The organism is Pantoea sp. ICBG 828 (assembly GCF_002928355.1).
Classification (GTDB): domain Bacteria; phylum Pseudomonadota; class Gammaproteobacteria; order Enterobacterales; family Enterobacteriaceae; genus Pantoea; species Pantoea dispersa.
On sequence record NZ_POWN01000001.1, the window covers coordinates 430,658 to 451,571 of the forward strand.

At 53.4% G+C, this 20,914-nt stretch carries 27 protein-coding genes and 1 pseudogene; 17 read left to right on the top strand and 11 right to left on the bottom strand.

From position 1 onward, the window contains the following. Positions 1-97: 97 nt before the first annotated feature. Positions 98-871, top strand: a complete 774-nt coding sequence (locus C1Y43_RS01995; RefSeq protein ID WP_104187126.1) for a DeoR/GlpR family DNA-binding transcription regulator — start codon at positions 98-100, stop codon at positions 869-871. 105 nt (positions 872-976) lie between these two features. On the opposite strand, the gene C1Y43_RS02000 is transcribed toward C1Y43_RS01995, so the two are convergent. Further along, positions 977-1,630 (bottom strand): hypothetical protein, encoded by a 654-nt coding sequence (locus C1Y43_RS02000; protein WP_199189133.1) that lies wholly within the window; start codon positions 1,628-1,630, stop codon positions 977-979. Between the two features lie 374 nt (positions 1,631-2,004). On the opposite strand from C1Y43_RS02000, the gene C1Y43_RS02005 reads away from it, so the two are divergent. Next, positions 2,005-2,295, top strand: a complete 291-nt coding sequence (locus C1Y43_RS02005) for a hypothetical protein (protein WP_031279201.1) — start codon at positions 2,005-2,007, stop codon at positions 2,293-2,295. Positions 2,296-2,442: 147 nt separating this feature from the next. Here C1Y43_RS02005 and C1Y43_RS24225 read toward each other — a convergent pair whose 3' ends face one another. Further along, a complete protein-coding gene (locus C1Y43_RS24225; RefSeq protein WP_021506291.1) occupies positions 2,443-2,571 on the bottom strand; it encodes a hypothetical protein in 129 nt (42 codons plus the stop codon). 444 nt (positions 2,572-3,015) lie between these two features. On the opposite strand from C1Y43_RS24225, the gene blaOXA reads away from it, so the two are divergent. The 3 genes and pseudogenes from blaOXA (at position 3,016) to C1Y43_RS02025 (ending at position 4,782) form a co-directional block, all read left to right on the top strand. Beyond that, positions 3,016-3,819, top strand: a complete 804-nt coding sequence (gene blaOXA / locus C1Y43_RS02010; protein ID WP_104186812.1) for a class D beta-lactamase — start codon at positions 3,016-3,018, stop codon at positions 3,817-3,819. A gap of 211 nt (positions 3,820-4,030) precedes the next feature. Next, positions 4,031-4,126 (top strand): annotated as a pseudogene (locus C1Y43_RS24035) (glutathione transferase GstA); the annotation flags it as partial. Positions 4,127-4,305: 179 nt separating this feature from the next. Further along, positions 4,306-4,782 (top strand): glutathione peroxidase, encoded by a 477-nt coding sequence (locus tag C1Y43_RS02025; RefSeq protein WP_104186813.1) that lies wholly within the window; start codon positions 4,306-4,308, stop codon positions 4,780-4,782. Between the two features lie 87 nt (positions 4,783-4,869). On the opposite strand, the gene C1Y43_RS02030 is transcribed toward C1Y43_RS02025, so the two are convergent. Continuing rightward, positions 4,870-5,400 carry a GNAT family N-acetyltransferase gene (locus tag C1Y43_RS02030; protein WP_104186815.1) on the bottom strand — a complete coding sequence of 177 codons (531 nt, stop codon included), beginning with the start codon at positions 5,398-5,400 and terminating at the stop codon, positions 4,870-4,872. A 192-nt stretch (positions 5,401-5,592) separates the two neighbouring features. Next, the gene (locus C1Y43_RS02035; RefSeq protein ID WP_104186817.1) at positions 5,593-5,919 is read right to left on the bottom strand and encodes a helix-turn-helix domain-containing protein; all 327 of its coding nucleotides are present in this window, start codon (positions 5,917-5,919) and stop codon (positions 5,593-5,595) included. Between the two features lie 205 nt (positions 5,920-6,124). Between C1Y43_RS02035 and C1Y43_RS02040 the strand changes: the two genes are divergently transcribed. After that, positions 6,125-6,904 (top strand): SDR family oxidoreductase, encoded by a 780-nt coding sequence (locus C1Y43_RS02040; protein WP_104186819.1) that lies wholly within the window; start codon positions 6,125-6,127, stop codon positions 6,902-6,904. Between the two features lie 265 nt (positions 6,905-7,169). Here the strand turns inward: C1Y43_RS02040 and C1Y43_RS02045 are convergent, their stop codons facing one another. Further along, complete coding sequence (locus C1Y43_RS02045) at positions 7,170-7,772, bottom strand: helix-turn-helix transcriptional regulator (protein WP_059010376.1); 603 nt, start codon at positions 7,770-7,772, stop codon at positions 7,170-7,172. Positions 7,773-7,815: 43 nt separating this feature from the next. Between C1Y43_RS02045 and C1Y43_RS02050 the strand changes: the two genes are divergently transcribed. Together C1Y43_RS02050 and C1Y43_RS02055 are read left to right on the top strand one after the other, a co-directional pair. Continuing rightward, positions 7,816-8,502 (top strand): B3/4 domain-containing protein, encoded by a 687-nt coding sequence (locus C1Y43_RS02050; RefSeq protein WP_104186821.1) that lies wholly within the window; start codon positions 7,816-7,818, stop codon positions 8,500-8,502. Between the two features lie 29 nt (positions 8,503-8,531). After that, positions 8,532-9,425: a dihydrodipicolinate synthase family protein gene (locus C1Y43_RS02055; RefSeq protein WP_104186823.1), complete on the top strand. Its 894-nt coding sequence runs from the start codon at positions 8,532-8,534 to the stop codon at positions 9,423-9,425. Between the two features lie 141 nt (positions 9,426-9,566). On the opposite strand, the gene C1Y43_RS02060 is transcribed toward C1Y43_RS02055, so the two are convergent. Beyond that, positions 9,567-10,286, bottom strand: a complete 720-nt coding sequence (locus C1Y43_RS02060; protein ID WP_104186825.1) for a type 1 glutamine amidotransferase — start codon at positions 10,284-10,286, stop codon at positions 9,567-9,569. Between the two features lie 118 nt (positions 10,287-10,404). On the opposite strand from C1Y43_RS02060, the gene C1Y43_RS02065 reads away from it, so the two are divergent. Next, positions 10,405-11,178 (top strand): helix-turn-helix transcriptional regulator, encoded by a 774-nt coding sequence (locus tag C1Y43_RS02065; RefSeq protein WP_104186827.1) that lies wholly within the window; start codon positions 10,405-10,407, stop codon positions 11,176-11,178. 285 nt (positions 11,179-11,463) lie between these two features. Here the strand turns inward: C1Y43_RS02065 and C1Y43_RS02070 are convergent, their stop codons facing one another. Further along, positions 11,464-12,825, bottom strand: coding sequence for an esterase-like activity of phytase family protein (locus C1Y43_RS02070; RefSeq protein ID WP_146068637.1), 1,362 nt, complete (start codon positions 12,823-12,825; stop codon positions 11,464-11,466). A 287-nt stretch (positions 12,826-13,112) separates the two neighbouring features. Between C1Y43_RS02070 and C1Y43_RS02075 the strand changes: the two genes are divergently transcribed. From C1Y43_RS02075 to C1Y43_RS24230, 6 genes are all read left to right on the top strand, one after another. Then, complete coding sequence (locus C1Y43_RS02075) at positions 13,113-13,694, top strand: LuxR C-terminal-related transcriptional regulator (RefSeq protein WP_104186831.1); 582 nt, start codon at positions 13,113-13,115, stop codon at positions 13,692-13,694. Positions 13,695-13,922: 228 nt separating this feature from the next. Next, a complete protein-coding gene (locus C1Y43_RS02080; RefSeq protein WP_021506315.1) occupies positions 13,923-14,435 on the top strand; it encodes a GNAT family N-acetyltransferase in 513 nt (170 codons plus the stop codon). Between the two features lie 275 nt (positions 14,436-14,710). Beyond that, entirely contained in the window at positions 14,711-14,878 is a 168-nt protein-coding gene (locus tag C1Y43_RS02085; protein ID WP_021506316.1) for a general stress protein, read from the top strand. 186 nt (positions 14,879-15,064) lie between these two features. Then, the gene (locus C1Y43_RS02090; protein WP_031279223.1) at positions 15,065-15,262 is read left to right on the top strand and encodes a hypothetical protein; all 198 of its coding nucleotides are present in this window, start codon (positions 15,065-15,067) and stop codon (positions 15,260-15,262) included. Next, positions 15,262-16,047, top strand: a complete 786-nt coding sequence (locus tag C1Y43_RS02095; protein WP_058776510.1) for a hypothetical protein — start codon at positions 15,262-15,264, stop codon at positions 16,045-16,047. Before C1Y43_RS02090 ends, C1Y43_RS02095 begins: the two co-directional genes overlap by 1 nt. 78 nt (positions 16,048-16,125) lie before the next feature. Further along, the gene (locus C1Y43_RS24230) at positions 16,126-16,248 is read left to right on the top strand and encodes a hypothetical protein (RefSeq protein WP_255412066.1); all 123 of its coding nucleotides are present in this window, start codon (positions 16,126-16,128) and stop codon (positions 16,246-16,248) included. Between the two features lie 47 nt (positions 16,249-16,295). Here C1Y43_RS24230 and C1Y43_RS02100 read toward each other — a convergent pair whose 3' ends face one another. Next, positions 16,296-18,647, bottom strand: a complete 2,352-nt coding sequence (locus C1Y43_RS02100) for a phosphoketolase (RefSeq protein ID WP_104186833.1) — start codon at positions 18,645-18,647, stop codon at positions 16,296-16,298. A gap of 281 nt (positions 18,648-18,928) precedes the next feature. Between C1Y43_RS02100 and C1Y43_RS02105 the strand changes: the two genes are divergently transcribed. Both C1Y43_RS02105 and C1Y43_RS02110 read left to right on the top strand, forming a co-directional pair. After that, the gene (locus tag C1Y43_RS02105) at positions 18,929-19,228 is read left to right on the top strand and encodes a hypothetical protein (protein WP_021506321.1); all 300 of its coding nucleotides are present in this window, start codon (positions 18,929-18,931) and stop codon (positions 19,226-19,228) included. A gap of 193 nt (positions 19,229-19,421) precedes the next feature. Continuing rightward, a complete protein-coding gene (locus tag C1Y43_RS02110; RefSeq protein WP_104186835.1) occupies positions 19,422-19,622 on the top strand; it encodes a hypothetical protein in 201 nt (66 codons plus the stop codon). A gap of 31 nt (positions 19,623-19,653) precedes the next feature. Here C1Y43_RS02110 and C1Y43_RS02115 read toward each other — a convergent pair whose 3' ends face one another. The 3 genes from C1Y43_RS02115 to ycgZ all read right to left on the bottom strand — a co-directional run bounded on the left by C1Y43_RS02115 (position 19,654) and on the right by ycgZ (position 20,674). Next, the gene (locus tag C1Y43_RS02115; protein ID WP_058757637.1) at positions 19,654-19,920 is read right to left on the bottom strand and encodes a biofilm development regulator YmgB/AriR family protein; all 267 of its coding nucleotides are present in this window, start codon (positions 19,918-19,920) and stop codon (positions 19,654-19,656) included. Between the two features lie 53 nt (positions 19,921-19,973). After that, on the bottom strand, positions 19,974-20,264 hold the full coding sequence (locus C1Y43_RS02120; protein ID WP_021506324.1) for a hypothetical protein: 291 nt from the start codon (positions 20,262-20,264) through the stop codon (positions 19,974-19,976). 164 nt (positions 20,265-20,428) lie between these two features. Next, on the bottom strand, positions 20,429-20,674 hold the full coding sequence (ycgZ, locus tag C1Y43_RS02125) for a regulatory protein YcgZ (protein ID WP_021506325.1): 246 nt from the start codon (positions 20,672-20,674) through the stop codon (positions 20,429-20,431). Positions 20,675-20,914 lie beyond the last annotated feature (240 nt).

Here is a 20,914-nt window from a genome sequence, read left to right on the forward strand (position 1 = left end):
TCAACTTCAGATGAGCTATCATAGCGAAGCTGCCGTACCGGATGCTATGCACGCGTGGCATGGCAGGCAAAACGTCACTTTTAACCCCGAGCTCATCATGCTGCCCGAAGACCGAAAAGATGCTATTTATCGCTACCTGTTTGCGAAACGATCGGCCACCATTCACGAACTGGCCACGCTGATGGCGGTGTCGGCGATGACCATCCGCCGCGATATTAAATTCCTGCAGGATGCCGGCCTGGTGGTCGGCATACACGGCGGCGCCAGGTTGCCTGCCGTGGTCCATCAGGCATTGCCGTATGTGGATAAGGCACAGCTGAACGTGCACGCCAAACAAAGCCTTGGCCGTTATGCCGCATCGCTGGTACAGGATGGCCAGGTGGTCTACCTCGATGCCGGTACCACCAGCTATGAAATTGCGCGTGCGTTAGGCGATCAGGCAAGTCTCACCGTGCTGACTAACGACTTTACGATTGCCGCCTGGCTGATGCGTCACAGCCACATCACGCTATTTCATACGGGTGGCAAAGTCGATAAACGGCATATTGCCAGCGTGGGTGCCATGGCGGCGACCGCCCTTGCCGCGTTCAATATTGATCTGGCCTTCCTCAGCGCCAGCGCGTGGGATGTCACGCACGGCCTCTCTACACCCGACGAAGACACCTTGCTGGTGAATCAGGCAGTGCTGGCCGCCTCAGTGCAGCGTTATCTGGTGGCTGACAGCAGCAAATATGGTCGTTACAGCGTGTATTCCGTGTGTAAGCTACAGCAGCTGGACGGTGTGATCACCGATGACGATTGCCCCTGTGCTGCCGTTGAAGAGATGAAACAGCGTGATATTCGTCTGCACCGGGTAAATCGCCGCGGCTGAGCGGCTCTTTGCGCATCCCGGTAAAGGCCATTAATTAAAATGGAGGCGCGAACGCCTCCGGTGGCTACAGGGAAATCACATCGACTATCTCTTGCAGGGCACGGTTTACGGCGTAGGGGCGACTTTAGGATTGGAGCTGAACCAGCCGCGGCGATCCTGCCAGTTGCCATATTCATCCACAATCGCCCCTTTACTATTGGCCATCAGGAAATGATAGCTCTCCAGTTTTTTCAGCGACAGCGTTTCGCCCTGATGCTGAATGACGACATGGTGGCTTTGCACCGGACCAAAACTTTTCGGCGTCGGCGGAATATCCGCTGATGCGGCGCCAATTTCTGAGAAGTTATATACCCAGCCATCGAGAACGCGCCATGATTCATGTTTTGCCGGACGTGCCGGCGGCGCGCTAATCGGCATGTGTCGATGCTCCGGAATCATCTGGTTCGGCAGCAGATACATGGTCATAGCGTAATAACCGTAATCCAGATTATTGACCCAGGTGATGCTGGCCAGGCCAACATGCTGATAATCGCCCAGCCCGAAATCATTGACCCACAGCTGCTGGCGCATGGCCGGCGTCAGCGTATGACCATAAGAGGCGAGCAGTTGCGCTATTGCATCTTTCGCCACCTCTTTCTGGAAGACGCCATTTTTATAGAAATCTTTATTGGTATAAACGTGATGCGGCTGAGCCGCAACGGATGCGGTGGCATTGAGCGCCAGTAAGGCCGCAGCGAACGCCAGAGCAGGTTTTGTCATAATTCACCTCCTGTTTATGACAGCCATGTTGATGCAAATAAAAATTTCACCGGCCGGTAAAACGCAAAGGTGGCCAGCGCGGAGAACAGAGTTGCAGATGGCGATGCGGAGGGGAAATTCATTTAGAGAATCGGATCTATCTAATTATCAGATACGGCTGTGCTTTTTTGTGATTATTAACAAATAATTACAGGCTATTCTGCCCGGTAAAGCATCCAGCTGCTGACGGGCACAATTTATCTGCTGCTAAAGAAATTCTTAAAATGTTGGTTGCGCTCGCAATTGTGACAGGCGCGCGGCCAATTGTGTTTGACCTGCTTTTCACATCAATGCACACTGGCGGGCGTGAAAAACGGCAGATGAAGAGCCAAGAGATGTTGCAGAATTATAGTCAGCGCGTCCATTTCTATTACTGCATTCTGGTTGCGTTAAAACTCTATGTGAACAGCAAGAAATCCGGCGGCGTACGCGGGAAAAATAACTTTTTGCTGAAGTGGTTACGCAACGCGCAAAACAACACCATCTTTCATCCTGATATCACCAGTGAAATTGAATGGCTGCGCGGCAAAATTATCAGCGCCGGACCGGATGCCGATTTAGAACCGATGCTGCAATACGTTTACGAGACAGCAAAACGCGCCGAAACGCTGCGTCTCGGGCCGTAATCGCACGGGCTGCGCATTGCATTACCCCTGTCTGCAGGCAAAAAAAAGGGGGCAACGCGCCCCCAACCACTACAAAAATTTCATCCCTGACGCCCTGGTGCGGATTCCCTTCCGGCTGGCGCTAATTCTCTTCGCACTGGCTACGCGTTACAGGGTTAGCACCAGCACGCTGATCAATAACCAGCAGCCCGCGCAAAATGCGCCCGCCGCCACCCAGGTTAACGCCCGGGTATTTAAATGACAGACATCGCGTTGCCAACGTTTAACCGGCTGCATAACCACTCCTGAAAATACATTCTCATTATGCCCGGCAGAGGATTGCCGTGAACTGCGGATAAGCTTGTCACGTATTAATATCCCTGACCATCGGATGTGCTTACCGGTTATGTAGGCGCAGGACTACAATCCATTAATTACCGCTTATATCACCGTCGAGACGAAAAATGCCGCAGGTATGCAGACCGCAATAGTGTCGTTTCGGACCGCTTGTCTCGCGGAAATGCGGTTTCGCATCGTTTAGTTTTCCTAAAAAACAGGCGCAGATTAAATCGTTTTTATTTACCCCTGCTCAGGGTTATTGATAAGCACACCGGACGCGATAATTTGCAGATGATAAAGGGATGTGGCGTGACCAGTCTCTTTATGCACAGCCTGACCGCGTTCAGTACCCTTTCTCAGGGTGTAAATTACGTTAGCATTTAACTTTGGATTCAATCATCAATGAAAACCCGTCTGGCCGTTATGGCCTCTGTTGCTGCGATATTATTTTCACAGCAGGCATTCGCCAAAAACCTGTGCACCCTGATTGTTGACGCTGAATCAGGCAAAGTCCTGCTGGAGAGTGGCAACGACTGCAGTAGAGAAGTCACACCCGCATCCACCTTTAAAATAGCCATTAGCCTGATGGGATTTGATGCCGGCGTGCTGAAAAATGAAAAGGAACCCGCCTGGGATTACCAACAAGGATACCCGGACTGGGGCGGTAAAAACTGGATGAATAAAATCGATCCCACGGCGTGGCTAAAATCTTCGGTCTTCTGGTATTCGCAGCAGGTTGTAAAAAAAATCGGACAGCATCGCTTTGAAGACTATGTAAAGGCGTTTGCTTATGGAAACGAAGATGTTTCCGCCGTTGACGTCAGCGCCCCCGGTCAGAATGGGGTGTGGGTTATGTCATCCCTGCAGATTTCACCGGTTCAGCAGATTGGCTTTTTAAGGAAAGTCGTTAACCGTGAGCTGCACGTAAACAAGCATGCCTATGACATGACAGATAATATTACCCGCTACGACGTCAGCGTTAAGGGCTGGACGGTGCACGGCAAAACAGGAACCGGCTCACCGGGGAAAAATAATCAATACGATCCGCACCATGCCTATGGCTGGTATGTCGGCTGGGCGACCAAAGGCAGGAAAAAAATTGTTTTTGCCAAACTGATTCAGGATGAACAGGTGTTAACGCCGAATGCTGGCCTGAGAGCACGTGACGAAGTGTTGAAGCAGATGTCGGCGGTCATTGCGCCGTGATGGCATAACACACGGAGTCCACGGATTTTCATTAACCTCCCGGTTTTCATGCGGCTGACAGATTGCGCCGAGGTCCTTCATTATGAAACTGACGGTTAGCCAGCCGATGAAGTGTCCTCCGGACCGCCGCTTATCTTTCTTTACGCAGCGTCGTCAGCAGTGACTGCGCAGCAACAGAAGACTGACCGGATGGCGAACACACCAGTCCAAACTCACGCTGAATCGCTGGCCTGCGCTACTGGCGTATATGGCACGGATCAATGCGCGCCAAGCTGTGCAGGCGGCGTTGCTGGCAGAGGCATCTTAGTGAGACTGGCAGGCAGAGTTTTGTGCCGGCGATCAGGCTCTGTCTGTAAGGTTAGATGTCAGTGTTATTGTGACAACGGCGCGCAGAAAGTTATGCTGTGCGCGCCAGGCTACGAAGCCCGCTATTGGGCCCGCGTGGCAACATCAACATCGAACCTGTGCTGTTTTGAGGACACTGACATGACCCCTTTTTATCAGTTTTCGGCCACCAGCCTGACCGGTCAACCTATCTCTATGGCCGACTACGCTGGCAAGGTGGTTCTGGTGGTGAATACCGCCAGTTATTGCGGCTTCACGTCCCAGTACGCCGGCCTTGAAGCGCTCTATCAGAAATATGCCGCGCAGGGTCTGGTGGTGCTTGGCTATCCCTGCAATCAATTCGGTAAGCAGGAACCGGGAAACGCTGATGACATCTCACAAACCTGTCATGTTAATTACGGGGTAAGCTTCCCGATGTTCGGCAAAGTCGAGGTTAACGGCAGCGCAGCGCACCCGATATTTCGCTATCTGAAAGCGGAACTACCCGGCGTGCTGGGCGGACGGATTAAGTGGAATTTCACCAAGTTTCTCATCGGACGCGACGGCCAGCCGCTGAAACGCTTTGCACCGATCACGCCCCCGGAGAAAATAGAAGCCGCGATACTCGCTGCACTTTAAGGTGGAGCGTTACCGGATTCGCAGCATTAATTTTAGAGCACAGCGGAAATTGATGGTATCCGGCGGGAGACAGTGTGCCCCGCATATTTATTTGTTATTCCACTTGTCCTGAGTCAAGGTGAAAAGCAAGCTTGGGGGCGCACTTTTCACATCATGAATTTCTCGTAAGTACTGCAATCCTGCCCTGGTCAGAACTTTTTGCGAGGCCAGATGATTTGCCCGTACTACAGCAGATATTTCAGCCAACTTTATTTCATCAAAACCATAGTCGACCGTATACTTAGCAAACTCTGTCGCCAGCCCTTTTCCCCATGCCTCTGTAGAGAAGCGATATCCAAGGTTATTGATTGATAAATCGGCATAGCTCCTGATGCTGAGTCCGCCAAAACCAATGACTCTCCCCGGATTGTCCGTCAGCGCGATAGCCCAATTACCGAAACCGTACGTTTCCCAGTGCTGAAGCCAGCGAGCCAACACCTGACGTGCATAATCAATATCGGGATACGGACCTGCGGGATTGAAGGTATTTGTAGCAGGGTCGCCATAAATTCTGAAAAGATCATCAGCGTCAGATTCAATTACCGTTCGTAGATGAAGTCGTGTCGTATCTGCCTGCAAAGAAACCTCCTGAACTTACCGTTTATAAACCACGTTTTCTTACTATTTTATCGCGGGGCAATCCCGGGTTCATAACAGGGACGTTAAATTTAATTTTATGAAATTCTCAGTCACTACGAATAAAAGCACGCTTTATACCTTAAACACCAGCCTGAACAGGTTAAATTTGATCAGAATCAGCGTCCTGGCCGGTTAAGTCGGGCGTTTTTCCGCCCATTTCAGCATGGCATCAAGAGCAGGACAAAGTGCCTGTCCCCATTCAGTGAGTCGATATTCCACTTTTGGTGGCACCTGAGGATACACCATCCGCGACACTATACCGTCGGCTTCCAGCTGTCTCAGTTGTTGCGCCAGCATCTTCTGCGAAATACCGGGAATTAATTTTTCAAAATCTGAATAGCGCTGTACTTTGCCGTCGAACAGATGAAAAAGAATGATTAATTTCCAGCGCCCTTCCAGCAGTTGAATAACCTGCTCCACTCCGCTTGCGGCTGATTCCGGACTGTATAACTTACTCATCATTCAGTAACTCACTTTTTTGTGCGTACTTGTCAATTTAACAGTCTATGTGGAATATGACCGTACTGTAAACAAAGGGAGTACAGGTCTATGTCATTCACATTACCGCTCGCTATTTATGATGACTTCGCGCTCAGCAAGGGTGGCGATATTGCCAGCATTACTGATTATTGTACTGCCACTTCAACAGACCGGAGATTCTCCAATGCCATGTGATCTCGATTTCCACGGTAAACGCATATTGGTCACTGCGGGTACCAAAGGTGTGGGTAAAGCGGTAGTTGGGCTATTCAAACAGCTGGGTGCAACAGTATTAACAACCGCACGCCACGCATCCGCAGAATGTAGGGCAGACGCCTTCGTAACGGCAGACCTGACCACGGTTAAAGGGTGTAACTCAGTCGCGGAAGCCGTTCAGACACATCTGGGAGGCGTCGACATCATTGTTCATGTGGCCGGCGGTTCTACTGCACCCGGTGGTGGCTTTGCAGCATTGGGTGAAGAGGAGTGGCAACAGGAGCTCAATCTTAATCTGTTGCCCGCGGTACGTTTAGATCGTGCGCTGTTGCCTGCCATGCTGCAGCAGGGGAGCGGAGTGATCATCCATGTCACTTCTATCCAGCGAGAACTGCCCTTACCAGAATCAACCACGGGTTATGCAGCAGCGAAAGCGGCGCTGTCAGCCTACAGTAAAAGCCTGTCGAAAGAGGTTGCGTCGCAGGGGGTTCGGGTGGTTCGCGTAGCACCCGGCTGGATCGAAACCGAAGCTTCAGTGGCCATGGCGGAACGGCTGGCGCAGCAGGCAGGAACAGATTACGAAGGTGGTAAGCAGATCATCATGAAGGCACTTGGCGGTATTCCGCTGGGACGCCCTTCCCAACCCATTGAGGTAGCTAATCTCATTGTCTTCCTCGCATCATCTTATGCTGCCGCGATCACCGGTACTGAATTTGTCATTGATGGCGGTACTATTCCAACGGTGTAGTCAGATATCCTCATCGATCCATTCGGGTAGCGATCCGGATATTTTATATACCTTAATAAGGCGCCAGCGGCTATTAGATCAAGCCATGTGCGATATCGACCTGGCCGCTGTGTGATATTCCCCGACTCTTTGTCGCTAATATTCGCTCCTCGCTCATGGCGAATACACAGTCCGCCTGGTGGCAGAAACGGACATGAATAGCGAAAACAAAGGATGATTATTTGCGCACAAATCAGGGCTTCTTTGGCCGTCCATTGAAAAACGTTTATGACGCTTTTTCATTCACCGTCATGATAAAGTTCAGCGTGTTTTCTCCCTGGTTTGCGTAGAAATGTGGAACATCGGTTTTGGCTGTAACGGAAAATCCCGCCGTTACCTGAAATACGCTCTCTTTCACGCCAAGCGTGAGGGTTCCGGATTTTACGTGCAGTAGCTCCAGCGTGCCTGAGGTATGCCCGGGTGATTCAAACTTTTCGCCTGGCCGCATTTCCCACAGCCACAGCTCAAGCATATCGGGTCCACCTGAGCCGGCCAGCAGCCTGGCGCTTCCCCCTTTGTCTCCTGTCCAGAGTTCGGGGATGTCCGTATCAGCGATGATGTGCACATCAGGCCTGGCGCTGACATCAACAAAATCCGCCACGGACACGCCCATGGCAGCAGCAAGCCGACATAGCAGCGCAATGCTGGGGTTAGCCTTACACCCTTCTATTTCTACCAGCATCCCCTTACTGACACTGGCTTTGCGGGATAGCTCATCGAGAGAAATTTTTCTTTGTTTACGAAACTGCTTAATCCGCAGGGATACGGCTTCGTTAACCGTGTTGACATCTGCGCCGGCAAAGGTCACTAAATTGACTTTTTTGGTCATTGGTCGATATTATGAAATAAAATGGTCATTACAGGATTATCGCGTGTTAATCGTATCTGCGTCAATTTCCCCTGAAGTCTATCAAATCGCCCCCGGTTTTCGGGCGCTCAGCATCAGTGTACAGGCAGCGCCTGTCGTGAATCCGCACGTCGGGGTAACGGCACTGAAGGCGGCCTGTGAGGCGGTGCTGTCAGATTCCCCCAACTGGGCTGAATCCCATCTGGCCGCATGGGCGGATGTGTTTCAGAAATTTGGTGCCAAACCCAAACGCACGCCCTGTTCTGCTGAGGCGCTACGCAAACGCGTGCTTCGCGATGGCACCCTGCCCGCGCTCGATCCGGTCGTTGATCTTTATAACGCTGTCAGTCTGCGTTATGCCGTGCCCGTAGGGGGAGAAAATATTGCCGCGTACCGGGGTGCACCTCGCCTGAAGGTGGCAACAGGCACGGAACCCTTTGATACCATGAAAGAAGGGGTTATGGCGGTGGAATATCCTGCGCCTGGCGAAGTCGTCTGGTGTGATGATGCCGGCGTAACCTGCCGTCGCTGGAACTGGCGGCAGGGAATCAGGACTCGCTTAAGCGTTGAAGCGCAACACATGTGGTTTATTCTGGAAAGTCTGCCGCAGATGCCGCCCGATCAGCTGCATGAAGCTGGAAAGATGCTGACCGACGGCCTTGAAGAAATGATGCCCGGACGGCAGTGTAACGTCACCCTCATCGGCGAGTAACACCTTTAACTCAGTTCTGGAGACTCTGCATGTTCACCGGCTTGTCTGCTTTCCCGTTAACGCCTGTCACCGCGCGTGGTGTCGATGAACAGGGATTCACGAAGATCCTGGCTCGCCTGACGGCAGCCCGTGTCGATTCTTTGGGTGTTCTGGGTTCAACCGGCAGCTATGCTTACCTGAGCAGGGAACAGCGCAAACGCAGCGCAACGCTGGCCCGTCAGGTTGCCGGGGAGATTCCCGTGATGGTTTGCGTGGGTGCTATCAGTACCGATGCCGTACTGCATCTGGCTGAAGATGCGCAGTCCGCAGGCGCTGCTGCGCTGCTGCTGCCGGCGATGAGTTACCAGCCGCTGCGTAATGAAGAGGTGTATGCCCTCTTTGAGACGGTTACCCGCCATGCTTCAGTACCGGTTTGTGTTTATGACAACCCCGGCACCACGCATTTCCGCTTTACTGACGAACTGCTCGGGCAGCTGTCGTCACTGAAAGGGATTCGCTCAATTAAAATTCCGGGAGTACCGGATACCCCCATCGCTGCAGCTGAACGCGTCGCTGCACTGCGACAACATCTTCGTCCTGGCGTGACCCTGGGTATTAGTGGTGATGCCAGTGCCGGGCTGGGGCTGAACGCCGGTTGCGAAGTCTGGTATTCCGTTTGTGGCGGTATCTTCCCGGAAACCGCCAAACAAATTACGCAGGCCGCAGCCATTAACGATGCTGAACGCGTTACTGCCTTAACTCACCGCCTGCAACCTTTATGGGATCTGTTCCGTAAGCATGGCGGAAGTCTCCGCGTGATCGCAGCGGCAGCAGGCATACTGGGGCTGACCGAAGCCGACTGTCTGCCTCGTCCCCTGTTACCCTTATCGGCCGCAGAGGTGGCAGATGTAGCAGCAGTGATGGCCGCTCTGGACCTGAAGTAACGCGCCGGCGGAATCGGTCCTGCGCCAGGCCGTTGATAGAAAGTAGGGTTTGAAGGGTGCACAAAAGGTCATGGTGCCTGCATGTATCAGCTTCTGATAAAGAATGCCCGGAGATAAACATCACCGGGCATAAAGCGGTGTTTACGCTGATTTGTAACGCGCTTCGAGCTTATCCATGAAGCCAAAAAGTACCTGATTCATTTCGCTGTAATCGTGCGCACGAAGTTCTTCTGGCGTATGAACAAAGCGATACTCTGCGGCTCGGCTCAGGTCTTGTTGCGAATGAGCGATTAGCCGTTCTACAACATCCAGCGTCAGTTCCATGTGGCACTGAAAACCAAAGACGCGATCTGAATAGGAAACGATCTGGCGGGGACAGCCTTCGCTGTAGGCGATGATTTTTGCATCCGCGGTCAGGCCCGGCATGTCGTTATGCCAGTGACCGACCTCAAGCGACTTCGCAAAGTGAGAAAACAACGCATCCTCGCGAGCCTCTTCAGTTAGCGTGATCGGGAACTTACCAATCTCTTTTTCAGGGCTGTGAACAAACGGCGCGCCCAGCGCCTCACCGATCAGCTGTGAGCCAAGGCAGATACCGATAACGGCTTTACCGGTTTTAACAGCAGCAGCAATCAGCGCCTGCTCGCCTTTCGCATCGAAGTGCGGACACTCTCTCTGGGTCGTGGACGGGTCCTGCGGACCGCCCATCACGATCAGGAAATCAATACCTTCGGCGTCCACGGGTAGCTCATCGCCTGCGTATACACGCGAGTAAGTCACATTATGACCTTGATTTCTGGCCCATGTTTCATAAGCCCCTGGCGCTTCAAAACTTTCATGTACGATAAAGTGTACCCGCATGAGGATAGGCTCCTGTTATACCTGTGATAATCTGACTGATAAACGACACACTCATCCAGTGAGTTGGTACACCGGATGGTTTCGAGGCAGCATCATAGTTGCAGGACCCTAATCTGAAATGCCAGGTAGTATAGATAAAGCGCCAAGACATGAAGCATCCACTGGCTGGTCCGGCACAGCGATTAGCTATCAGCGAGGAGAAACCGATCCTCCTCATCATCACCTTGAAGGGCAACTCCTCTATGCAACCAGAGGCGTTATGCTGGTCGAAACGGAAAACAACCGCTGGGTTATCCCCCCTCAGCGTGCATTGTGGCTACCGCCTCTGCAGATACATAGTTACAATCTGCTGTCTCACACAGATCTCAGGGCCGTCTATTTCAGTGGCAGCCTTATCGCGGAATGTACAAATTTTGCGAAGAGTGACCAGGTGCATGTCATTACGGCTACGCCACTGGTGAAAGAACTGATAACCGGTCTGTTCAGTGATAACTACAACAGACCGAGCCAGCGGAAAATGGCTCTGTTGCTTCTGGAAATACTCAGCGAAGCGCCTTCTCTGACTGCGGAACTTCCAATGCCACGTGATGAGCGATTATTCTCTGCGGCCAGAGAACTTGTGGTAAATCATCGCTGGGAAATACCACTGAGCGATCTGGCTTTTATCGCGTCAATGTCTGAACGTACCTTTTCGCGATTGTTTATTAAGGATACGGGTTTTAGTTTCAGAACCTGGAAGCAAAGAGCAAGAATTTATGCTTCGTTAGATCTCCTTGCGAATAACATCCCTATCAAACAGGTCGCTTACAAGCTTGGTTTTTCATGTCCGGCTGCCTATACCGCTGCTTTTCGTTCCATCCTGAATGCAACGCCGCGCGATTATTTGCTTTAATCTATGAATCAATGCCTGCTTCTCACTCCAGACAGACATTTTCCTGTGAGTCAGTCTGCCTTATCCCAGGAACTGACGCTGCCGTTTCAGGCCATTTAATGGCTGTGCGCTGTGTCAGGGTAAATTTATCAGGCGATGTCTCTTAATCACCTGAGCAATAGCCACCCTGAGTTTCCACATCCTGTTAAACCCGGGTCCACGATGCCCCCCGATGAAGCAAGGGGGGTCATTCAGCCATTAGCATTTTCGTGCTGGCACCGGTGTCCAGCGCCAGCACGGCAGCCTCTACGGTTGCAGCGGTTCCGCCAGCGTTATGATAAATAACTCGCTATCCGAGTCGGCTTTGTCCAGCGGCTTCACGCTGATGGTGGTGGCAACCGGCTTATCATCTACCGTCAGCTTCCCCTGGTCGTTGACCCGATAATCCTTGCGCTTCTTACCTTCCACCGGATTTTGCAGCACCATTTTCACGCCGAAGTCATTGTCATTGATGACCGCCAGCGTGTTGCTGTCGATCAGTGCCAGCCCTTCGGCCTTCTCCTGCTGCCAGCCGAGTTGACGCAGATCCACCACCCGCGTTTTCGTTGCCAGCACGATGCCGCGCTGCGCCAGCGTTTTTGCGTCGTCAAACTCTGGGTAGTCACCGGCCTTATCGAATGTGGCCAGATCGGTGGCCTGACTGAGATCCACCTTATAGATAAGGTTACGCATCGCGTCGTCTTTGTCGCTGCCCTGCTCAATCAGCAGGATGTGCTGATTATCGATCGCCACGATATCGCCAATTTTCGCGTCGCTGTTTTTACTGTACGCCTCGCTGTCGATAGGGTAACCATACATCGCGGTTTTACCGGTGGCCGGATCGAAGCTCACCAGGCGGGTAAAGCGTGCCTGCTTTTTACTTTTCCCGTTGATATCCAGCGTACTCTGCACCGCGGCGATGATGCGTCCATCCGGCATGCGCGTGATCCCTTCAAAGCCACGATTTGGCTGGCGCCATTTAAGAACGTTCGGCAGACCACCCGCGATCGATTTTTCCCCTTCCATGGCCTGCGGCCCGTGAATCGCCAGGATCCTGCCCTGCTTATCAACGTTAATCAGGAACGGACCATACTCATCGCACAGCCAGTATCCGCCCTTCCCGTCCAGCGTAATGCCTTCCGTATCCAGACCCCGGTTATCGCCCTGCAGCACGTGCAACTTATCGCTTAGCGCGATTTCATTGGTTGACCCGATGACGCCATTCTGCAGCGGCAAGCCGTTAATATTGCCCTTTGCGTCGTGCAGCGGTCGGGCGTCCGTCGCCTGCGCTTTGCCGTTCTTCACCTGGATATTCATCAGCAGCGGCGCGAAGTCCGGCGTGACGAAAATTTTCGACTCCTGTTTACCCATGTCAGGCGAGTCGGCATTCGGTCCGCGATCGGTGACGGTCACAAAGTTGAGCGTATCTCCCTGCCTGCCGGTAAACAGCAAACCGGAACCGATGCCTACCGGCAAACCCTCCGGAAACGCGCTGGCGAACGCACCGCTGTAGCTGACGCGCGTCCCCTCAGGAAAAGTGACGCTATAGTGTTCGGTTGGCGGCTGCGCCGCCAGCGTGGATAACGAGAGGGTACAACCGAGAATCAGGGGAAGCGTTTTTCTTTTCATATTATTCATGTCCATACAGAGGAGCTGACACCCTAAAGACTAAAAATGACAGGAAAATGAAATGGCAGAGCAACAGTGGCGGCTGACCTCATCCCGGGCAATCTCCCCGGTTCGCAACCGCAGCGGTTTTGCTTCATTCATCAGGAACCGGCTTTCCTGTTGTCCTCCTGCAGCTCAGCCCTGCCAGACATTTCTCAGCCTTTTCCTACAACCTGACGCAGGCCGTCTGATATCGGCTCAGCGCGGTTTCCGTTCAAATGGGTTAACCGCGAGCACAGGAGGAAACAATGCTGAACATCTTCACTATGGATAGCGACCGCTGGATTACGGAAGGTCTGCGCCTCTATTTTTCCGGGCAGATGATAAGCTGCCTGACGCTCACCTCGCCGGATGACCCGATCCCCACCGGACGCGGGCGTAACGTGGTAATCAGCGAGCTGCATTTTGCCAGTAAAAACCTGGAAGAGACGCTGCGTAGCCTGCTGCTGATGCAGCTCAAAACACCGGGCGTCGAGCTGGTGATTCTCACCGACATCAGCGATGAAGCCGTGCTGAATTACGTGGCCCGCCACCTGAAGAAAGCGCTGATCCTGAGTAAAAAATGCCCGCTGGCGACGCTGGTCAGTGCAGTGCTGACGCCGGAAAACGTTGCCACCGTCGCCGCACCGCACGGCAACGCCGATGTGCTGACCGAGCGCGAGTTCACGTTGCTGCGCTGGCTGGCGGGTCCGCGCCGCATGACTGAGATCGGGCATGCGCTGCACCTCAGCAATAAGACCATCAGCCACTACAAGAACACCATCTCACGCAAGCTGGGCTGTAAAAACCACATGGATTTTTACCACCGCCTCACCAGCTACGGCTTTTAATTCGCGCCACCCGCCTCAATTCAGGGTGTTCATCCCGCTGGACATCCTGCGCCTGCCTCCTTTCCTGTTAAAAAATCAAGACATTCAGCCAACTTCCTTACCGCAAAAGGGATGACACCCGGTTTGATTCGCGCATAATGACGGGTCACCTGTACGGGCAGGATGCCCGCTGACACCCCCACTCTGCCGTAACGCAGGATAAAACATAAAAACTGAAGGAAGACTGGCATGGAATTCACCATACGCAACGCGCAGCCTGATGATGCCGAACTGCTGCATCAGCTGGGGCGCATGACCTACAGCGCCCACTTCAAACATATGTGGGTCTCCGAAGCCGAGCTGGATGAATTCATCGATAAAGAGTACGGCCTGGCCGAACTGCGCAGCAGCCTGGTGGCCCCCAACGAAAGCTGGCTGATTGCCGAAACCAACAAACCCATCGGCTTTGCCAAAGTCACCTGGAATACGCCGGTACCGGACTCCGGCATGAGCGGTGCCCAGCTGAATAAGCTCTACCTCAATCCGCAGGAAACCGGTAAAAACTATGGCCGGCGCATGTTTGAAAGCATTATCCACGCCGCGCGCGATAAGCAGGAAGGCTATCTGTGGCTGGAAGTGATGGGCGAGAACGTGCGCGCACGCAAATTTTATGAAGCCTTTGGCATGCAGCACATCAAAGACATTCCTTTTATTACTGCTTCGCAGCAGAGCATCCTGCAGATTTTAGGCATGGTTATTTAGCGTGGCTCACGGCGCCGGGTCAGCTGTCTGGCCCGGCCGGTTGGGTGCACTGGAGTGTTTCATTTTATTACTTCACCGCCGCAAAAAGTTTAAATAAGCGCAGCGCCAGCGCAGAATTATTGTTATTTCAACAAACTAAGACAAAAAATAAAAACGCGCTTTTTATGCGCCGTCACGCTTGCAGAAATAGCACCAGCGATTAGTATTAAATACGCAACACGCACATGACAGCGCAACAACGTCATGTTATTTATTACTCATGAAGAGGATATATTATGACTCAGCATCGAGGCGGTTCAGGTAATTTTGCAGAAGATAAACAGAAAGCATCAGAAGCCGGTAAAAAAGGCGGACAGCACAGCGGCGGCAACTTTAAAAACGACCGCGAAAAAGCGTCCGAAGCCGGTAAAAAAGGCGGTCAGAGCAGCAATCGCGGCTCGTGATTAGCCGGCCAGCACAGGATGAGGCGGCCATGGCGCAGGGAGCGCGCCGTTACCCCCCGGATTATTGTCTTACCCTGCGCTGACTTTCCTCACGTTTAACAGATAACTCTGAAACCGCCTGAATCTGGCAGAAAACGTTATATGATCAATTAACTATTTATTGCCTTACAGGAACAGCCTGACGTGATATTGCGCTATTTTACCTCTCTTTTTTCCAGTCCGGAATCATTACTGCAGGTGATGAGCCGCCAGGATATTCGTGAATCCATTCAGGAAGGTGACCGGATTATTATTGACGAAGACGGTAACGCTTCGGTTAATCCCCTCAGTCCGCAGGTACAGCAGGACTTCGCCGATCATATTAAGCGCTTAAAGGATATCTGATGGGAACCGCGATATTTATGGTGCTGATGGTCTGCGGCTACTGGTACACCAGTCGCGATATGTCCAGCCGCCTGAAAATAAAACGCTCCTTTGGCTGGGACGTCTATTTTCTCATTGCGCTGTACGGCTGCATTTTTGTCGTTCAGGGCGTGGTCGCCACCGGCCTGGTCTGGCTGCTACTGCTGGCGGCATCGGCCATCAATAACAGCCTGGCGCTGTCTGCCGATCTCCATGCGCGCTGGCACGTCGATTTCATGACCTGGAGTTTTCTCGGCATTCAGGCACCGGTGGTGATCATGCTGGCGTTTGCCGTGCTGTTTTGTGTGTATCGTTCCAATTCCGGCAGCGCGCGGCTGACCGCCGGCAGTCGCAAAGAGCTATATCAGCGCCTGTCCCGCTCTAACGGTATTGAACAACTGCTGCTGCACTGCATGGAAGAAGGCGAACTGGCATGGGTCACGCTGAAATCGCGCCGTATCTACATCGGCATGATTCACGCTGCCACCTTTGAATATCCCAGCACCGCCAATATCGTGCTGATTCCGATGCTCAGCGGCTACCGCGATTCGCGCACGCTGAATCTGGCGATTGAGCATAACTACAGTCGCTGGTATCACCAGCACGAGATTAGCTTTGTCTCCAAACCCAAAAGCGCGCTGGAGTTCCGTAAGGTGCTGATGGTCGACCAGATTGAAAGCCTGTCGCTGTTCGATCCGGCCAGCGCCAGCGCACTGGCTATGGGGAAACATCAGCATACAGAGAAGCGGCAGAATGTTCCGGGCTGAGCCGCGCAGCCACCCTTTACATCCGCGCAGCTGGCAACGGTGGCGCGGGTTCACATGGTAACCGTTAAGGAGTATAAAATGACCGATCGTCCCGTTCACGGCGACCAGCCGGATTACGATCCGCGTAAAAACAGCCCCGACCAGAAGCCGAAAGATGACGAAACCAGCGCGCCTGAATCCGGGGATAAACAGGCCGAATAAACCATAAACCGCCTTTTCAGGCGGTTTTTTTTCGCGCCCGGGTCGGGTTAGCCCGGCCACAGCCAGTTACGTACTTCCGGCACGTCTTCACCGTATTCGCGCACATAGCGATGGTGCTCCGCGAGGCGCTGCTGCAGGTCGTCGAGCAATTCAGGATGGCGATCGGCCAGGCCCGGCACATGCAAAATCGCCGCCTGCGCCAGATGATAGCGGTCCAGCTCGTTGAGCACCGTCATATCAAACGGCGTGGTGGTGGTGCCCTCTTCGTTGAAGCCGTGCACGTGGAAATTAGCGTGATTGCTGCGCTGATAGGTCAGACGATGAATCAGGCTGGGATAGCCATGAAAGGCGAAAATTACCGGTTTGTCGCGGGTAAACAGCGCATCGAAATCCTCTTCCGACTTGCCGTGCGGGTGTTGCTGCTGCGTCTGCAGCGCCAGCAGATCCACCACGTTGACCACGCGAATGCGCAGCGCGGGCAGGTAGTTTCGCAGCAGATCCACCGCCGCCAGCGTCTCCATGGTGGGCACATCGCCGGCGCAGGCCATCACCACATCCGGCTCGCCGTCATCGCTCGCCCAGCGCCATTCGCCCATACCCGCCTCGCAGTGGGCAATGGCGCTGTCGATATCCAGCCACTGCGGTGACGGCTGCTTGCCGGCGACAATCACGTTGATGCGATCCCAGGTGCGCAGACAGTGATCGCCCACCCACAGCAGGGTGTTCGCATCCGGCGGCAGATAGATGCGCACGATATCCGCCTTTTTATTCGCCACGTGATCGATAAAACCGGGATCCTGATGGCTGTAACCGTTGTGATCCTGGCGCCAGACGTGTGAAGACAATAGATAGTTGAGCGAGGAGATCGGCTGGCGCCAGCCCAGTTTGCGCGTCACCTTCAGCCATTTGGCGTGCTGGTTAAACATCGAGTCGACAATATGGATAAAAGCTTCATAACAGTTGAACAGCCCGTGTCGTCCGGTGAGCAGATAGCCCTCCAGCCAGCCCTGACATTGATGCTCGCTGAGAATTTCCATTACCCGGCCGTCACGTGCCAGCTGCTCATCATACGGTTCGATGTCCGCCATCCAGCTGCGGCTGGTGACATCAAAGACCGGCGTCAGGCGATTCGAGGCGGTCTCATCTGGCCCGAACAGCCGGAAGTTATCGGCGTTGCGCTGAAAAATCGCGCTGAGGTAGTGGCCGAACTGTTTAGTGGCTTCGCCGCGCTGGCTGCCCGGCGCGCCGGTGTCGAGCGCAAACTCGCGGATGTCCGGCGTGTTGAGCGTGCGTCGCAGCCGGCCGCCGTTGGCATAGGGCGAGGCGCTCATGCGTTTATCCCCCTGCGGCGCCAGCGCACGCAGTTCCGGCCTGAGCTTACCCGCCTCGTCAAACAGATCCTCCGGCTGATAGCTGCGCAGCCACTGCTCTAACACCTGCCGATGCGACGCGTCTTCGCGACACGCCGCCACCGGCACCTGATGCGCACGCCAGAAATCTTCCACCTTTTTACCGTCCACCTCTTTCGGACCGGTCCAGCCCTTCGGGCTGCGCAGCACAATCATCGGCCAGCGCGGGAGCGCCTGCTCAGCCTGGCCGCTGCGCGCCTGCTGCTGATAAGCGGCAATTTTATCAAACGCGTTATCCAGCGCTGCCGCCATCTGCTGATGCATGTCTGCCGGCTCGTGCCCGCAGACAAACAGCGGCTCATAACCGTAACCGCTGAATAGCTGCTGCAGATCGTCATCACTGCTGCGCCCCAGCAGCGTCGGGTTGGCAATTTTGTAGCCGTTCAGATGCAGAATGGGTAGCACCGCACCATCACGCTGCGGATTGAGGAATTTGATGCCGTGCCAGCTGGCGGCAAGCGGCCCGGTTTCGGCTTCGCCGTCACCAATCACGCAGGGTACGATCAGCTGCGGATGATCGAAAACCGCGCCAAACGCGTGCGACAGTGAATAGCCCAGCTCGCCGCCTTCATTAATCGAGCCCGGCGTTTCTGGTGCCGCATGGCTGGGAATGCCGCCAGGAAATGAAAACTGCTTAAACAGGCGCTGCATACCTGCAGCATCTTCACTGATGTGCGGATAGATCTCGCTGTAGCTGCCTTCAAGCCAGCTGTTCGCCACCATGCCCGGACCGCCGTGCCCCGGGCCGCAGACGTACAGCAGATCCACCTCGCGCTGGCGGATGATGCGGTTGAGGTGCGCATAGATAAAGTTAAGGCCGGGCGTCGTGCCCCAGTGGCCAAGCAGTCGTGGCTTGATATGCCCGGGCTGCAACGGTTCGCGTAACAGCGGGTTGGTCATCAGGTAGATTTGCCCGACGGACAGATAATTGGCGGCGCGCCAGTAGCGATCGATCAGCGCCAGTTCATCGGCGGCACTCGGATTGGTCATGCCTCTTCTCCTTTGGTTAGCCATCAGTTAACCCTAATAGAGGATAGGCGATGCTGCGAGCCAGACGGTATTTCTGCACTGTTGCTATTAACCGCTGCGCTTATTCAATCTTTCACGAAAATATAAGCGCAGCGGTAAAAGCTGTACACGTAAATATTTTTTTCATTTTGTGCACTATTTAATGGGTCGTGACCCGCAAAACTGGCGCTTTTTCACTTTTGGTCTATTGTGCCTTTTACAGGTAATACCAGTAGAAAATAGAAAAATAAAAGGATCCTAAAATGGACTATAAAATGTTCGCTAACCGACTGCAGCAGTGGCCGCAGTTACATTTTACGGCGATTGAACTGCAGCAACGCGAGATGGCCTGCGAGATCTACGCCACGGCGGCTGAGCACCAGACCATGAGCCAGCTGTTTATTTGTCGCGTCAGTGATGAAAAAAATGCGCAGGAATTAATCAGGCAGTATCGCAGCTGGCTGCATAAATTTAATCTCGGTCGCAGCAGGCGCGATAATTCCCGCCCGCCGCGCAGCGTGTCGGTGAATGTTCCGGGCGCAATAAGCGCAGCGCTAAAATAGAGTTATCGGCATGCTTAACCATTTTTTAGTTGCATGAATCTGCTACAGCAGCGTATTACTATTCGCGCAGCGTGATAACACCTGGCAATCTGTCTGACGAATAACCTGTGCCATTTTCACTGACAGCAGAAAAAGGTGTTGGGTTGTTATCACTTGTGTAACACTGTACGGATATACAAGTCCCGGAGGTGACGTGAAACAAGTTAACCGTCCTGCACCGGATCTATATGCGCTGATAGGCAGCGCGGTGACGGAATTTATCAGGGAAGGTAGCGTGTTCAGGATACATGACGTGACGCAGGTGCTGCATACGATGAAAGCAGACGCGCGTGATGAGGATTTCCGGCATCGCTGCGATGCCGCAATAAGGCTATTAGCAGATCTTATGCACTGAACCGATCCCCGCCTGCGCGGGGACCTCTGCGTCAGGCGTCGTCTGGCGTATAACCCACCACAATTTCCAGCGTTCTGCGCAGCACACTTGCCTGCGCTTCATCCTGTGTCGCTTCCAGCGCCATAATCAGACAAAGAATGATGGATTTGTTACTGACGCGGCCTTCGCTGGCCAGCACGCTACGAATGATATCATTCAGTACCGCGGCTTCTTCACTCAATGCCACTCCGGCATCGCGAAAATGCGCCGCCAGTTCCGTGTCCGGCAGCGCAGAATAGAGAGAGTGATTCTCCGACATCGTTCTTTTCCCGTACTGTGAGCAATACAGTCAGATTATAATTTAACGGTCAGTTAATGCTTGCGGCTGCCGCCAGCCTGACCGTTGTGGCCAAACAGTGGATGCACGTTATCGCGATCCGGTTGTTCGCCACGCCGCTTTTGTCCAGCCGTCATGCTCGACCGGACTTCATCGATTGCCGTGCGAATCGCAGCCGCCTGCGCATCATCGCTGGCCTGCTGCTGCATAATGTGGAGCTCATCCAGCAACGCCTGGGTGGTGACTGGCCCGGAACGCTGCAGCAGCGTTAACGCCGCTTCGCCGATGATCTCATCAATAAGAGTCTGATGTTCGCTTCTGTTCATATCATAATAAATCTCTGCATGCTGCCTGCCCCAACCGGGAACGCGACAGAAAAACAGCGCCGCTATCCCACGGCGCGATACAGCCCGTCACAAGTCATACATGCAGTGATACGTTATCAGAATGGCGTTTTCGTGTGTACAACCTGGACGCTTTCGCTTCGCTCTCAGCTTTCGCGCTCAAACAGCAGGCCAATCAGCTGGTGATAGTGGTGCTCTTCTTCCGTAGTAGAAGCAAGCTCCAGACGACGCAGCAGTTTAGTACACAGCGATTTACGGTTCAGATTACGGCCTTCACGCAGGATTTCGACCACGACCTGGCCCAGCGTCTCCTGCTGCGAAGGCAGCGTGGCTTTGCTAAAATAGTTGGCAATCGCCTCGACTGAGTTCGGAGTGTATCCGTTCTGGCGCATAAGTGACTCCCGTTAACATTAAGTTGTCAGAAAAATGTTCTGGCTAAGTTGTACAAGTTTTTCAAAATCTGTACAAGAGGATAAACAACTGAATGGAGGATTTTTGTTGCAAAAAGTGCTACCGAAAAGTTATTAACTCGCGCTCAAAGTGAAATTTCTTAACATCGCCGCTGCCCGATCAGGTCCACACTAATAATGAGTCGCTGGCTTATTACGTCATTATCAGTGCTACCGAATCTG